Raw genomic sequence first — 16,070 nt, forward strand, 5'->3', positions numbered from 1 at the left:
TGACATTCTCCCCTTCTTTCAATTGTTGTATAAAGTAGAGAGTATGATCCAGTCTGCAAAAATTCTACGGAATACCATTCTCATTCCCATCTTTTTATTCCAGGCTTGTATCCCGAGTTTGTCCAAAGGAATTTTACAATCGGTCACTGACTTCATCCAACTCCGTACGTTAGTCAATCCTGCACCAACTGGGCCTTATTACGTTTCAGCAACTGTTTCTGGTCTTCTTGGATCTGGACTTGTTTTGGATTTGAATTCCGGAACAGAAAGTATAGTTGTAAATGCCAATGGATCTTTTGACTTTAAAACCGCTCTTAGTACTGGAAATAATTTCAATGTAACGGTAAACACACAACCCACTCTCCCGGCGCAAATTTGTTCTGTGAGTGGCGGAATGGGTGTGGTCGCTTATGGAAATATCAATTCCATCATTGTGAATTGTGATCCTTTACGTTATACCGTTGGTGGCACCATCACAGGCCTTGATGGAATCACTGGCCTTGTTCTCACGAACTCTGTAGATGGATCCACGCTGAACGTAGCTGTTGCATCCGGATCTTTTGCTTTTACACAAACCTATTTGGATGGAACCACTTATAACGTGTCAGTCACCACGCAACCAAACCATCCAGTGCAGAACTGTATCACAACCAATGGGGCAGGAACCATTGCTGGTGCCAATATCACAAATATTGCCATCGCGTGTACATCCACTGCATTTCCAATCGAAGTGACTGCTGTGGGGATAGCCTCTGGAACACTGAGTATTAGGAATAATAATTCGGAACTACTCACCATTTCAACCAATGGATTACATAGATTCCCCACGAATATCATAACGAACAATACTTATAGTTTGCAAATTGTTGGTACACCGGCAAACCACAATTGTGTACTTTCTGCCACTGGCGGCACGGTCACCAGCACCATATCGATTACTGCGAATTGTTTTAGTGTGCTTAGTTTTAGTCCGTCCAACGGTGGAATTTTACAACCAACAGAAAGTTTAAAATTACAATTCTCGGCTGAAATTAATGCGGGAAGTTGTATCGGTTCCACTGGAACTCTCAATACAGTCATGAGTTTACCGATTCAATTTGCGGTGTCCACAACCTCCATCACAAATGACACTCTGATTGTCTCACCAGCCGCCACCGATTCCTGGCAAACTGGTCACAAAATCCTTACACTCAATTGTAATAGTGTTTCTGGCCATCCGCTTTCTTCAACTGTCAATCTCCTATATCTAATTCCATCTAACATTCGCTATGTTTCAAATTCTGGTAATGATTTAAATAATGGATTAACACCAACAACACCCAAACGAAATATCCAACTTGCCATAGATGACTTTGGAGGTTGTGCGACTGGCGACTGCGCCGTACTCGTGGAAGACGGTTCTTATGACCCTGCTTATACCGGTGGCGCCATCCATCTTGTTTCCGGAATTTCTCTTTATGGTGGTTATCAACCGACAACCAGCTTTAGTGTTTGGAGACCAAATTTACATGGCTCTGTGATACTGATGGACACAACACCACCTGGTTGTTCGGTCGCAACAATTACCTCACCATGTGCCTCTATTATTGGAGATGCCACCGTCACTAGTAATGTTACCATATCTGGATTTCGTATCCAAGCAGGACCAGATATTGCACCCTTTATGGCCGGAGTTTTTTTAGACTCCACAAACAATGTCCGTCTCATCAATAACGAAATTGATGGGGGAGTTGGAACCAATGGTGTAGCCGGAGTTCATGCCATCAATAGTTCTCCTTATTTGATCCAAAACGTGATTGTCGGTGGATTTTGTTCCGCAGCCAGCTGCGACTCCGTTGGTGTATATATTTCAACGACGGTTCCTATAACTCCGATTATTTTCGTTAATTCCATTTCGGGAGGAACACCGACAGGTTCAGGTGTTACTTCCAGGGGAATTCGTTATGCTGGAACTGCTGCCATGACAGTCTCCAATATCATTGGAAATATGATCACAAGCAAAAACTTAAATAAAGCAACAAGTCTTTTCAGTATAGGATTTGATATCAATTCAGGAACAGGTTTAACTGGAACCTTAGCTGGGAATATAATCACCGGGGGTGAAGGTGGAACTTCCATTGGTTTAAGAGTCCAATCCGCCACTACGATCCAAATAGGTTCCCCTACACAAGGAAATCAAATTACATCCAGTGATGCGTTGACTGGTACCTATGGATTGTATTTAACTGGCGGACAGACTGTACGAAGAAATGTAATCAAATTTGGAACCGCCATGAGTGCAGCCGTTGCAACCGCTACAGGAATTTATGCAACAGGTGGCGGAACACAAATCATTGAAAGTAATTCCGTCCAAGATGGAAATGTTTCCTCTACTGGGGCCACAGCCACTCTCAATGGAATTTATTCAGCAAACGCAAGCGCTGCTTCGAGTATTACTGGAAATTATATCCGTATAGGAAGGTCAGAGGGTATCAATTCTACAGCGACAACAACCGCAGGAATTTCTTTAAATACCCCTCAAAATGCACTCATTGCCAACAATTGGATCCAAAATGGTACTAGTGATGTGAATGCGAGGGGATTGGAATTTAAATCAGTATTTTCAGGTCTCAGAGTCTATCACAATACAGTCAGTAGTGGAACAGGCGTTAGTAACGAAACACCCGTTTTTATTGGCTCGGGTTCTTCCGCGATTGATATTCAAAATAATATTTTGTTGCTAAACAATAATTCAGGATCTAACGCTTGTATCTATAATGCTGGTGTTGGTCTACAAGCAGCCATTAAATTCAACGTTCTATTCAACTGCACAAGTTTAGTTTACCAAAATGCATTGAGTTATACGAATCTTTGTGCTGGTGGAATTCCAAGTGCCCTTGGCTGTTTGACACCGCTCGGATTAGCCGCAAATTTTGGAGACAACCTAAATCTCGATCCTAACTTTGTGCTGAACTTCGGAGTGATTTCTGTTTATACACCCACAACAGCCACATCTTGTCTCATTACTAAATCTACCAATGCTCTATTGACCGATAGTTATAATGGAGCTGGAACTAGACCTGGGACTGATGGAGCCGTAAGCCTTGGTGCTGTGGAATACGACCAGGCCTGTACACCTTAACCAAGTAAATGAGAAAGATATACAGAATTTGATTATTAATTGAGTCGCTTCTTCCTTAGATTAGGGTAATACATAAATCCCTACTCGGTCGTTGTATAAACTTCCAATGTAAAGTTGTCTTTTCTTTTCCAAAACACTCGTGACTTCTTTTAGGTGTTCGCCGCCAGGATCTTGTAAAGTCATCAGAACCTTTCCATTTCCATCAATTTTTAATGCATATCCATAAGGTTCTGCCTTTGGCCAAAGGAATTTTGGTAAAAAGGAAATCATTCTTTTGACCACAGGAGAAGGATGCATATTGTCCATCCTGTCATTTCTCACGGTAAAAAGTGCGACCCAGAAATCTCCGTTTTCATTACGAGTGATGTTGTCTGGAAAACCGGGAAGATTTTCTATCACAGTTTCCTTTTGACCTTTTTTAGCACCTTTTAACCAAAGTTTGGTGATTTTATACCGATAAGTTTCGTTCACCAAAAGAAAATCTTCATTTTTGGACAAAGCAATTCCATTGGCAAAGTACAATTCGTCCGCAAGTAGTACCGTTTCTTTTGTTTTAGGATCGTATACAAAAACTCGTCCATAAGGCCGTGCTTCTAATAGATCATATAAATATTCTTTTTGTTCATAAACGGAAGCATCAGAAAAATATATTTTCCCATCTTGGGCAATGTCTACATCATCTGTAAACTTGAACGGTTTTCCTTTGTATTCGGAAACAAGGACAGTTATTTTTCCTGATTTATCTAAAGACAAAAGGCCACGATAGGCATCTGCTATGATGAGATTTCCTTGTTTATCAAATTGAATTCCCAAAGGTCTGCCTGATGTATTGGCAATGGCTTTGATTTCTCCTTTGAGTGTGATACGAATGATGCGGCCATCCTTATCACCGCCATAAATATTTCCATCGGCATCCACATCCAGTGACTCCAAACCCTTCACTTTTCCAATAGCGAGTAAAATGGACTTTTGTAATTCCGTATTGGGTGCAAATACACCAACTGACTCCGGTTTTACGGGAGGTTCGTAAGATACTGGATCAAAGGTTCGGCAGGAAAATAATAAGAAAAAAACTGATAAATATAATAAAAACTGTTTCATTGGGAACTTTTCTCCTTTTCGATCAAAGCATCTTTTATAGCCCATCTTTCATCCACCCATCGTTTCATTTTTTTAGACATAGGTGCAAATTGTTCGTTCTCTTCCACCGGAACAACGGATGCAGGAATCACATCCACAAACACTTTGAGTTTGCGGATTTTACCTTGCATCAATTCTAAAAAACTAGGATTTTCTGTTGGATAAACTATCGTTAGATCAATAAAAGCATCAAGCGAATTCTTTAGTGTTGTGGACACAACAGAGATCCCACCACTATGGGGTCTAAGTAAATGTTTGTAAGGATTTTTTTTCAATAATTTCTGAACCCGTTCCGGAGTTCTACGGTGGCCTTCTAAAAAATTCAAAATGGAAAAAGGCATCCCGGCAAATTTAGCGCAAACATTTTTTACATTTTCCAAATCTTTGTTAGCAAGTTCTGGATTTTTTTTCAGTTGTTCTTTTGTGCTTCTTTTTACAAAAGGAAAGTCAAGAGCAAGCCAAGCATGACCAAGAATAGGAACATATTTTAAAGAATCTTTGATGAAAAAACGAATGAGAGGGATTTTTCTATTTAATACAGACTGAATGATATAAATATCAGACCAGGATTGGTGGTTACAGATGATCATATAACGTCCATCTTGTTTTAAATCTTTATAAGCATCGCCAACCACTTCAAATTGGACACCATACAACATTCTCGAAATTCGGTAGTTGTTTTCGATCCAGGCTTCACCCACTTTTAATAGTAGTCTGTCACCTAACCTTCTTGTTGAACCTGTTGTTACCAACTTCCAGATATAAAGGGGATACATCGTTGGTATGATCGACAATAAATTCAAAAGAAACAAAATATAAGCAAAAATTAATCCCAAAACAAATCTCCTATTTAATACGTAGTTCCGATTCCAAGAATCGTCACATCATCCATCATTGAGGCGTCCCCTCGAAAGGAATGAAAATCATCCATTAACAAATTGATAGTCTCTGCTAAGTTAAGATTCATACTTTTAGCTGCAGTCAAACTGGAAAGTAATTTGGTTTCTCCGAGTAGAATTCCTTCTCCGTTTTCCTGTTCCAAATAACCATCCGAAATCATAAACAATCGATCCCCGAGTCCAAAAGCAAGGGAATGATTGGAATATTCCACATCTTTCTCTAAACCCAACATCACCCCTGATTCGGCCAGGGGAATGATTCCGTCTTTTGTCACTACATATGGTTCATTATGACCCGCGGAGGAATAAGTCAATTGGCTTTCTTCCATGTTCAAATCCACAATGACTGCCGTGAATTGGTTGGACTTTTTACCATACCGATCCATAAAAATTTGATTTAAGGCATAAAGAACATCTGCTGGGTAGGGCGTGTTGTGTTTGATATGATCATACTCAGCTTTAATGGCCATAGTGATGAGAGCTGCTTGTACACCGTGACCAATGGCATCGGCCAAAAATAATCGAATTTTATTTTTTCCCAAACGAACCACGTCAAAAATATCTCCACCCACTTCTGCCATTGGTTCGAATCGAGATCCAAAATCTAGGTGGGCTACATACTTAAGACCCAGTGGTAAAATATTTCTTTGGATGGTTTTAGCAGTTTCCAAATCTTCTTGAATGATTTTCAAAGATTGTGTTAACTTGGCAGTTCTTTCTTTTACCATCTCTTCTAAGGTTTCATTTTGCAGACGAAGTTCTTTGTTTTTTTGAATGAGTACCTGGTTTTCTCTTTGTTCTGCATTTCGAATTCGAGCAGTTAACAATTTCAAAAGAGTTAAGGTCATGTCGGGACTTGTTTGGATCAATCGATGAAAATCTTCTCTTGTTAACTCATAAAGAACAGAATCTTCTTTTGCCGAAATGTTTACAGTTCTCGGTGCCGAGTCAATCAGTGCAATTTCACCGAAATAATCACCAGAAACTAAATCACCAATGACGAGTATTTCTTCTTTGGTTTCATCCAAATACTTCCAAACTTCGACAGTCCCAGATTCTATAAAATAAAACGAATCACCTAACGAATACTGCTCGATGATTAGAGAACCTTTCCCAAATAAGGCGCGTTTCATTTCTTTTTTTAAGAAACTTAAATCCGCATTTGGTTTCTCCGCAGATCCCATAAATCAATTACCTTCGGATGTATCTTCCCGATTGACTAAGTCCAAAGCAAAGGCCGGCTTACATACAGACCAATATTCTGCATCGTCGGCAAAAGGATTGGAATACCTCACCCTTGTCCCCTTCTCTATCAAAATAGACTCACCAGCAGATAGGATGACGATTTTTCCATTAATTTCGATTTGTTTTTTACCCCGAACCATAAGTGTCCACTCATCGAAGTTAGGTGTTTGAAAAGGTTCTCCCCAACCACTTGGTGCCACCATATGAGCAATCGATATATCAGAATTACCCGCTGAAGGAATCCCAAAATGTTCAGAAATTGTTTTTCCACCAGGAACGGGAATTTGGATTGGATTTGTTTGGTGTTTAAATCCCATATTTAAAATCCAGGGAATTTAAAACTAAATTTATGTTTCAAAAGATCTTCCGTATATGACCATAAATTCCTTCGGGCTTGTATGTCATAGGACGGATCTGAACTCTTTGTTATTTTACTTTTTACAAAATACTGACCGGAAACAGAAGATACGGAAGGATCTGTAACAAGAAAAATAGAAGTTTTGGCACCTTTTTCTTCGGAAATGGCGAAAAGATTCTGAGCAAAAGTCAAAAGAATTCTCGCCAAACCATCATTATTTTGTCCAAATTTGGTTTTCACAAATCCTGGATGCAAACAATTGACTGTAATTTTTGTTTGGTTCAGTCGTTCAGCAAGTTCGTAAGTGAAATAAATATTCATTAGCTTTGATCTTTGGTATTGTTTCCAACCAGAATAATCTTTTTCACCTAACAGATCATTAAAATCAAGAGATACACCCATATGGGCACGTGAAGCCACATTGACAATCCTCGCCTCACCTGCTTTTTTTAAAGAAGGAAGTACACCAAGTGCCATAATAAAATAGTTCAAATGGTTTAATGCAAAAGTAGACTCTAACCCTTCTTTGGTAAGAGTATGTTTATCAAAATAGGCTCCCGCATTATTTAGTAGAACGTCAATTTTTGGATGGTTTTTACGAATTGTTTCTGTTAATAAAAAGGTTTCTTTTGCAGAAGATAAATCCGCCACATAAGAATGAACCACAGCCCCTGTAACTTGTAATGAATAAACAAGAGCCGCTAATTTATCAGCATTACGACCCACTAAAATTAATTCGTCTTGGTTCTTGGCGAAGGACTGAACACAAACTCGCCCGATACCATCAGTGGCACCCGTTACTAAAATTGTTTTTTTCATGAGATAATCTCCTCTTTCATCTTTTTGGGAATGGTAAACACAAACCGGGAACCAGAAACTCCATCACTATCAGCAAACAAAATCCCACCATTCACCGAAACAAATTCATGGCAAAGTAAAAGGCCGATTCCATTTCCTGTTTCCCCTTGAGTACCTGTAGATTTAATCACTTCTCCCACTTTGAAAAGTTTATCGAGAATGGCCCGTGACATCCCTACTCCTGAGTCGATCACAGAAACTTGCCAATCTCCACCAACATCTGTTGCTTGGATCAAAATTTGACTATTGTTATGACTAAACTTCAATGCATTCGAAACTAAATTTCTAACCACTGTAATGATCATTCGATCATCACAAAAAACCATGGCATGAGAAGGAATATCTACTTCCAAATGAATACCTTTACTCGATGCACTGAGTACAAAAAGTTCCAAACATTCTCTAACAATATTATCTAACCGGTAATAATGTGGACGGAATTGTTCTTCCCCTCTTTGTAATTTAGACCATTCTAAAAGATTTTCTAATAAAGAAAAAACAGATTCTGTGGCATCAACGAGGGACTGAGTCATTCCAGCAAGAGCGTCCTCTTTTTTTTTCATATCCTCATTCAAAACTTTGAGTAACATTTTGATCCCAGCGAGGGGCCCACGTAAGTCGTGGGAAATGATCGATAAAAACCTGTCTTTGGTTCCATTGGCAACCATCAGTTCACGGTTGACATTCGACATTTGTTTCTCTAAGTTTCTTTGTTCGGTGCTATCTCTAAAAACAAGAACCATCCCGATTTTTTTTCGGTTTGCGTCTCTGATCTGTTTGGCGGTAACTTCCCAATATTTCCCGTCTTTTTCCCAAATCCACTTGGTGAGAGTTTTTTTATCTGACAAATGATCCAGTTTGGAAATGATCCCAGGTGCCGAAGCAAAAAAATATTTATGAGAGAGTAAGGTAGAGTTTTTAGAGGCAATTTGGAATAAATGTTCTGCTGCCATATTCCAATCTACAATCCGATGATTAAAATCGAGAATGACAACAGCCTCGTCTAATTCATCGACAATTTCGCCTCGCACCAAAGGCACCAGGTCAAACATTCTATAATATCCAATGGCAAAAAAAATCAGAATCACCTGCATGGTGCTCATCACCGAAGTGATGTTAAGTCCAGGTAATGGTCTAAATCCAGCCTTATGTAAAATTGCTGTTACCCAAATAAATAAATAGGAAAACAGAATGAGCATATACCTTCTACGTTCAGTAGACTTTGATACAAAGATTCCTTTGATTAGTAAGTAAGCCACGAACGCAGACCAGAAAAATGAAAAAAAATAAGAAACAACAAATCCACCCGTATTGGTTTCTTGAATCCACTGGATTCGCCCATTAATGTTTACCAAATAAGTATCGAGTGTTAAAGTTTTAAAAATAGGATCTAAAACACAAACTGCTAGTGTTGAAAGTGGTTGGATTGTGAGTAACACCCAAAACTTTTTGGTTAACAGGTGTTTGTTTTGAGTAAACTCTAAAGAAACAAGAACCATTCCCAAATTGGCAAGGGAAACACCAATATACAATAACGAAATAAAGGATCTATGTAAGTCAGGACTTATGAATACAAAATCTAAACCATAGAATCCGGTCCACATCATGGAACCGAAAACTAAAATCAGTAAATATTTAACAAGATCTAGGCGGAAGGATTTTAAAACGAATAGCCCCAATACAAGATTGAAGCCGAATGCTAAAAATAGAAGTAGACTATAAGGATGGAATTGCCACAAACTAAGTTTCTTCGCTGCTTAGCATTTCACAATTTCCGTCAAATACAACACCATCGGCAATTTGTAGTTTTGCGGTACGAATGTTACCTTGTACTTTTCCAGTAGATAACATTTCCAATCTTTGAGTGGCAGTTACGTTTCCAATAATAGTTCCACCAACAACAACTGTTCCTGCTTTGATGTTAGCTTTCACACGCGCACCTTCGCTAATCACAAGATAACCATCGGAAATGATTTCTCCGGTAAAGTCTCCAGAAATTTGTAATGGTTTTTTAAAGGCTAAAGTTCCGCTAAATGCTGTTTCTTTTCCGAGGATTGTAGCAATGACTCCGTGTTCGGTGATGGTTGTTTGCATTTCTTTTTTTGACATAGTTCCTATTTAGTTTTCATATTGTATACCCCGTCCCAGTCTTCTGGTGGGGGATCTGCGATGTAATCATCACAACGTTCAATATATAGTTTCGTCGGGCCATCTTCAGGATGAATCGCGAGTCCTTTTTTGAACTCTTCTTTGGCTTCTGCGAACTTTCGCGATTTATACAAAGAAAGGGCATGGTTGTAGTGAACCAAAACTGCCTTCATTTTATCACTAACGATCATCTGGGCTCCTTATAAAAAACGACAACTGCTGTTGCGTAGTGGTCAGCATGGCTGATGGATACGGAACTGCTAGTAAATCCTTTCTCTCGGAAAAACTTCTCAGTTTTCCCATGGATGACTAGCGTTTTTTTACCAAAATTTGTCCCGGCAAGTTCAATCTCTCGCATATCGGCCACTTCCCCAGGATTTAGGTTTAAGGCCTTAATGACGGCTTCTTTGCAGGCAAATCGACCTGCAAGAAAGGGAACTGGGTCTTTGTGTTTGTGGCAGTATTCCACTTCCTCATCGGTAAAAACTCGCTTTAAAAACCGATCCCCGTGTTTCTCTAGAAGTTCACGAATTCTATGGTTTTCGACGATGTCGTTCCCGACGGATAACATAAGATGATTTATTTTCGCCGAAGTTCCAAGAGTCGAGCAAATAAAATATTGTTTTCTTTGTGGTAGGGGCGCCTAAGTTGCACTCTTTCCGAATAATCAAAGGCAGCAGAAAAATCCCCATTTTTAAACAAGGCTTCTGCAATATAAAACAATGTTAGGCTGTCTGATGGATTTTTTTGGACATACCCTACTGCAAATTCTAAAGGGAACGCAGACATTCTATGTTCCGTATATAAGTAAATTTTTTGGACCGAAAGTGGTGCTTCATGGATCGATTCAAAATTGCTGGATATGATTCGTTCCACCTCAGTCCATTTTTTTTGTTTGTATAAAGTGAGGGCTCTAAGGTAAACAAAATGTTTTGGATGGTTTGTCGGCACATGAATGGGTGATCCCTCACCAGTATATTCCACGCGGATGAGTGACAAATCATCGATCAATTCTCCGTGACTTTTAATGGCATCTCGAATGGATTCCAAATCACCTTGACCTTCCAAAGTTGTTTTTAAGAACAATTCATCATCTTCATTGACTTCCATTTCCACTTCGGAACCAATTAAAATATCATCGCGGCCGTCAGATCCAATGAGCAAAACATCGCCTCTTTCTAATTGGAAGGTATTAATTTGGAGAGCTTTTTTGGAAGCAAGTAATCCAAGTTTCGCACATACATAGTTATGTGGCAAAAAAGAAGTGCGATCATTTCGATAAATCACAGGCCTTGGATGTTCTGCATTTAGAAAATAAAAAAATCCGGTTTCATCATCAATCAAACAAAGAAACATAGAGATAAGCATAGAGCCATCAAAAGTAACAAGTGTATTATGCAATTCTATATAGGCATTACTCACCCATTTTTCTGGTGTGATATCACGGACTTCCTCTGACTGCCCATTTCTTTTGATGATGGCTTCAAATACGGAACCAATGACAAGTGCACCACTAGCACCTTGCATGGATTTTCCCATGGCATCACCATTCAATACAACAATGTATTTTTTGTTTTGTAACTGAATGGAAGAAGATACACACAAGTCCCCACCAATTTCCGAACTCCATTGTTTATAAGAAAATTTCTTTTTTTGTTCGGTAAGGAACTGAATTTTCATATTCGATGAACTTGCTAAGTTCTGAGTTAGCGGTTCAATGAGTAAAGATGCTAAAAAATAATCCCCATCTTGTTGTTCCTTCAAACCTTTAACTTCAGTTAAAGCAGAGTTTAACTCTTTGGTTCTTTCGTCTACTTTTTGTTCCAAATTGGTATAAAGAAGAGAATTCTCGATGGAAACCGCAATCTGCGAAGATAAAATTTTAAGTATTTCCACTCGTCCCGGAGTGAAGGCATCTGTTGTTAAATTGTTTTCCAAATATACAATTCCAACTACTGTTCCGTGACTTAAAATGGGGTAACAAAGTAAGGACTTTGGTAAGGTTGATTTTACATAAGGATCATTTTTAAAATCACCTTCTCTCGCAGCATCTCCACAAATGACAACAAGGCCAGTTCTTACCACATAACCAATGATTTGTGAAGGAATTTTGTTTTGATTTATATAGGCCACTGGCTCTAAAAAATCAATGGAAAAGGGAGATTCCGAATAAACAAAAACAGATTCTTTTTCGGCTTCTGATTCTGCCAATACTTGCCAACCAGAATCCGATTTTAAAATAAAATAACCTCTTTCCGCGCCAGCATTTTCTATTAGAATTTTCATCATCTTTTCCAAAAGACGGTTGAGTTGAATTTCCCCAGAAATGGTTTGAGAGGCCTTGATGACCGTGTTGATATCTAAAGAAGAACCTACATCTCCAAAAATATCTTTAGTGGTGCTAAACAAAGATAGGCTATCTGTTGAATCTGTTCTAAAGTTTCTTCCAATGTATTTTTTTAGGGCAATATGGTTTGCCTCAAGTTGTTTTACCTTCGATAAAAATCCATATTTCCCATAACGGTAATGTGCTTCCACCAAATGCAGGTTACTGTATTGTTCAAACCCCGTCTCCTTCCACATTCGAACCAAAAATTCATTTGCTATGGCTTCTTCTAAGATAAAATTAAATTCACGTGCAGAAGAAATGGCAGCCTTACAAGCGATTACGGCTTGTGTTTTTTCATTGGCCAAATAAAGGATTAAAGCAGAAATAATTTCGTATTTGTGGATAAAATTTTCAGGTGAACTTTTCGCCCAAACCTTCATTCGTTTTTCAAATCCAAGTAATCTTTTTTTTAGATTTACTTTTGTGGTTCCCGGTGGTGTCACATCGTCAACAATCAATGAAAAGGCGACCAGAGCTCCAAAAAATACATGTTCAGGAACAAACATCATTCCAAACATAGCACCTTCTAAAGAATCCAGTTTTAGTGAATATTCATAAGCCTTTTGTTTATCACCTAAAAAATATTCAATTCGTAACTTACATAAATTATAATCAAATAAAGCGTTTGCATTTCCTGTGGTTAACCATTCAGAAACTGTTTCTGATTCCGAAAAATATCTACCTTCCAAATTCATTGGGTCGGGAGACTCACCCCTCATGTTTTCCACTAATTGTAAGTTCAATCGGTGTACTTGGTAAGCATGATTTTGGCGTAAACTTAAAAGAGAAGCATCATAACGCAGTTGGCTTTTGTATAAATCTTCTAAATTTTCTCTAAATAACAAACCTTGGAAGTGGATATTATTTAATGAATACGCAGAGTATTGTAAATCCCCTGTTTCCATTCCGGCAAGAAAACTATCCCAAAATATAGAACGACCATCTCTCGCATGATTTTTCCAAGGAGCAATCATACAAGCGAACATAAACAAGGTTCGGCATCTAAAAGTTCTTGCATCAAGGGAATCAAGTAATCTTACACCTAACTGACCGAATTTGAGTCCATCTTCATAATTTCCAAGTCCAGAACCCTGAATGATTCCCATAGCACAAAATCCAAAGGCACTGATTTCACATAATCCGTATTTTAAAGTATGATTGACTAATTTTAAAACAATCACAGGAAATAAATTTGGTTCCGCAAGAAAAGAAGGTGCAATACAAGCATTCAGAATTCGCATGATTGCAAGATACTTTGGATCTTCCGATACAGGAAGTTTTTCCAAACTTTCAATGGATCTTCTTCCCAACCTAATTTTAAACTTTAAAATCTCAGGGAGAGGAGACAGAGGTGTAGCTTTATTTGGCAACCTAACACCTACAAGTTTTAATGCTTGTTTTAAGGTTTCCAACACCTCTTTCATCTTGTTTTGAGTCACAAGCATAGAAGACTGGAGTTCATAAACCAAAATTTTATCTAAGTCGTTACGAACAAAGTGTAGAATGTAATTAAAACTTTTTTCAGCAGCTTCAAAATTTTTAGAAAGGTAAGCTGATCTTGCATAAGCCAAATGGAGTTTTAAAGTATTTTCATACTCCGTTTCCCATTCTTCATCCGTCATGAGTCCGACCATTCGATCAAAAAATGTAAAAGCAGCATCATAGGCAGAAGAGTTTAATGCCTTAAAACCAGCCTTTTCATTTAAAATTCGTAACTCAGCCAGTTCTTCACTGGTTTTCATTTGGGAAGCACCCAAATTCAACTGGTTTACGATTGTAAACAAATGATCTTCTAGTTTGTATTTATAAAGAATCGAAAGGTATGTTTTTCCAATTTTATAATGGAGTTGTGACTTTTCTTCTGGGGAAATGATTTTGTAGATTGCTTCTCTAATTTTATCATGAGTGAAGTTTGCATCTTCCATTCCCAAAATGAGGAACTCTTCATTGGCAAGTGCCACCAAATCCATAGAAGCTTTATGATAAGGTTTTTCTGCAATGGTGGCATAAATATCATGGCGAAACCAGTTTCCAATACAAGCAGTCAGTTTGAGTGCTTCAATGAGTTCTGCCGATTGGAGATTAATTTTATCAATGATTAAATCGATGACATTATCTGAAATGTTTACCGCATCAATTTTATCTTTATCCCAAGACCAATGGTCATCAGAAAAATAAATATAAGATCTTTCATAAAGATTCTTAAACATCTCATTTACATGAAATGGATTTCCTTTTGTTTTTTTCCAAAGAACTTCTGCTATGGGCCTAATTTCAGACTCAGGCACAGCTAAAGTTTCAGAAACAAGGAGAGCCACATCACGTTCGCGTAGTGGTTCCAACCGAATTTCGGTAACAGGGATTTGGTATTCTCCCAGTTCTTCCAACAAACGAAAAAATGGATCGGTAGGAAATACTTCATTGTCGCGATAAGATAAAATAATAAAAAAATGCGAAATTTCAGGATCGGTAATTACTTCTTTCAAAAGTAAAATACTAGAAGAATCCGCCCATTGTAAATCATCCAAAAATAATACAACCGGATGATCTTTGTTACAAATTGTACGCAAAAACTTTCGGAATACCAAATGGAACCGGTTTTCCGTTTCTAAACTATCTAACTCTGGTGGAGCTTGTTTTTCCCCTAAGAGTTGTGATAGTTCAGGAACAACGTCAATGATTAGTTTTGCATTTGCACCGAGAGCATGGTTTAGAACTCGGTTCCATTCTTTGACAGAGGATTCATTTTCAGAAAGTAACTGACGAACAAGTCCTTGTAAGGCCAAATTGATGGCACGGTAGGGAATGGATTTTTTATATAAATCAAATTTACCGGAAGTAAAGTAAGCCTTTTCCCTTGTCACCGGTTTTTGAATTTCGTTGATGAGTGCAGACTTGCCAATTCCGGAACGTCCGGAAATTAGAAAAATTTCTATTTTTCCTTCTGTTGCATCCAAAAATTTTTCTTCAAAAACTCGAAGTTGGTTTTCCCTTCCATAAAGTTTTTTAGGAATTTGAAACCTGGAGGATTTATCATTTTTTGCCAGTTCCATTTGGAATTGGTGTAATGATTCACGTCCATTTTCCAAAAGCACAGATTGGATCGCTGATAAATCAGAAAGTAAACCCGTTGCTGTTTGGTAACGATCTTCTGGATTTTTTTCCAAAAGTTTCATAATTAAGTCAGAGATAATTTTTGGAGCTCCCGTTCTCTCTTGTGGTGAAAGTGGAGTTTTTGCTAAATGGGCGTGAACCATCTCTAAACTATCTGTGTATAAAAAAGGAAGATCTCCGGTGATTAACTGGTATAAGGTGACACCAAAAGAATAAAAATCTGTTCGATAATCTACAGTTCGATTCATCCTTCCCGTTTGTTCGGGAGAAATATGAGCCAAAGTACCGGTTAAGTTTTGGTTCATAGGAAGATAAAAATTTCTATGGGTTAATAGAGTGGCCGAACCAAAGTCAATAATCTTCAATGCTCCGGTATCAGGATTATAAATTATATTCTGTGCTTTGATATCATTATGAACTATTTTTGCTTTGTGAATATCGATGAGTGCTTTACAAACTTCTATAGCTATATTTAAAAATGTTGCAATATTGCTATACTTTCCACTTAACTGTAATTTGGCGAGGTCAGTAAACCCTACATGGGGGAAAACAATCGCCACTGTATTTTGATAGGATTCTAAATCTAAAGGTTTTAGTGTATATGGTGAATCGATGGATCGTAGGATTTCAAATTCACTTTTAAATCTGGTGATTTCTTGGTTATCAGGATAATCACGATTGAGTAGTTTGATGACAACGAGACTTCCAGTGGCGGACTCCCCTGTATACACGGAACTCCTTTTCCCTAAATGAAGTTCCTTAATCGCTTTATATTTTCCTACAGTAAACAATGAAATT

Annotated in this window: 11 protein-coding genes; 1 reads left to right on the top strand and 10 read right to left on the bottom strand. The window is 38.1% G+C overall.

What is annotated here, in order from left to right; all coding sequences use genetic code 11:
- Positions 1-43: 43 nt before the first annotated feature.
- Positions 44-3,121 (top strand): beta strand repeat-containing protein, encoded by a 3,078-nt coding sequence (locus tag EHQ24_RS15835; protein WP_135602600.1) that lies wholly within the window; start codon positions 44-46, stop codon positions 3,119-3,121.
- A 60-nt stretch (positions 3,122-3,181) separates the two neighbouring features.
- Here EHQ24_RS15835 and EHQ24_RS15840 read toward each other — a convergent pair whose 3' ends face one another.
- From EHQ24_RS15840 to EHQ24_RS15885, 10 genes are read right to left on the bottom strand one after another with little or no spacing between them, the layout of a single operon-like run.
- Positions 3,182-4,222, bottom strand: coding sequence for an SMP-30/gluconolactonase/LRE family protein (locus tag EHQ24_RS15840; RefSeq protein WP_135602601.1), 1,041 nt, complete (start codon positions 4,220-4,222; stop codon positions 3,182-3,184).
- The gene (locus EHQ24_RS15845; RefSeq protein ID WP_135602602.1) at positions 4,219-5,097 is read right to left on the bottom strand and encodes an acetyltransferase; all 879 of its coding nucleotides are present in this window, start codon (positions 5,095-5,097) and stop codon (positions 4,219-4,221) included. Before EHQ24_RS15845 ends, EHQ24_RS15840 begins: the two co-directional genes overlap by 4 nt.
- Positions 5,098-5,111: 14 nt before the next feature.
- The gene (locus tag EHQ24_RS15850; RefSeq protein ID WP_135602603.1) at positions 5,112-6,344 is read right to left on the bottom strand and encodes a PP2C family protein-serine/threonine phosphatase; all 1,233 of its coding nucleotides are present in this window, start codon (positions 6,342-6,344) and stop codon (positions 5,112-5,114) included.
- 3 nt (positions 6,345-6,347) lie between these two features.
- The gene (locus tag EHQ24_RS15855) at positions 6,348-6,722 is read right to left on the bottom strand and encodes a cupin domain-containing protein (RefSeq protein WP_135602604.1); all 375 of its coding nucleotides are present in this window, start codon (positions 6,720-6,722) and stop codon (positions 6,348-6,350) included.
- A 2-nt stretch (positions 6,723-6,724) separates the two neighbouring features.
- Complete coding sequence (locus EHQ24_RS15860; protein ID WP_135602605.1) at positions 6,725-7,582, bottom strand: SDR family oxidoreductase; 858 nt, start codon at positions 7,580-7,582, stop codon at positions 6,725-6,727.
- The gene (locus tag EHQ24_RS15865) at positions 7,579-9,360 is read right to left on the bottom strand and encodes a sensor histidine kinase (RefSeq protein WP_135602606.1); all 1,782 of its coding nucleotides are present in this window, start codon (positions 9,358-9,360) and stop codon (positions 7,579-7,581) included. Before EHQ24_RS15865 ends, EHQ24_RS15860 begins: the two co-directional genes overlap by 4 nt.
- A gap of 1 nt (position 9,361) precedes the next feature.
- The gene (locus tag EHQ24_RS15870) at positions 9,362-9,730 is read right to left on the bottom strand and encodes a bactofilin family protein (RefSeq protein ID WP_002974586.1); all 369 of its coding nucleotides are present in this window, start codon (positions 9,728-9,730) and stop codon (positions 9,362-9,364) included.
- A gap of 5 nt (positions 9,731-9,735) precedes the next feature.
- The gene (locus EHQ24_RS15875) at positions 9,736-9,957 is read right to left on the bottom strand and encodes a hypothetical protein (RefSeq protein WP_208725844.1); all 222 of its coding nucleotides are present in this window, start codon (positions 9,955-9,957) and stop codon (positions 9,736-9,738) included.
- Positions 9,957-10,340 (bottom strand): holo-ACP synthase, encoded by a 384-nt coding sequence (gene acpS, locus EHQ24_RS15880; protein ID WP_135602607.1) that lies wholly within the window; start codon positions 10,338-10,340, stop codon positions 9,957-9,959. The genes EHQ24_RS15875 and acpS overlap by 1 nt, the downstream gene beginning before the upstream one ends.
- Positions 10,341-10,348: 8 nt before the next feature.
- Complete coding sequence (locus EHQ24_RS15885) at positions 10,349-16,063, bottom strand: protein kinase domain-containing protein (protein WP_135602608.1); 5,715 nt, start codon at positions 16,061-16,063, stop codon at positions 10,349-10,351.
- Positions 16,064-16,070 lie beyond the last annotated feature (7 nt).

Source organism: Leptospira noumeaensis (genome assembly GCF_004770765.1).
Classification (GTDB): domain Bacteria; phylum Spirochaetota; class Leptospiria; order Leptospirales; family Leptospiraceae; genus Leptospira_A; species Leptospira_A noumeaensis.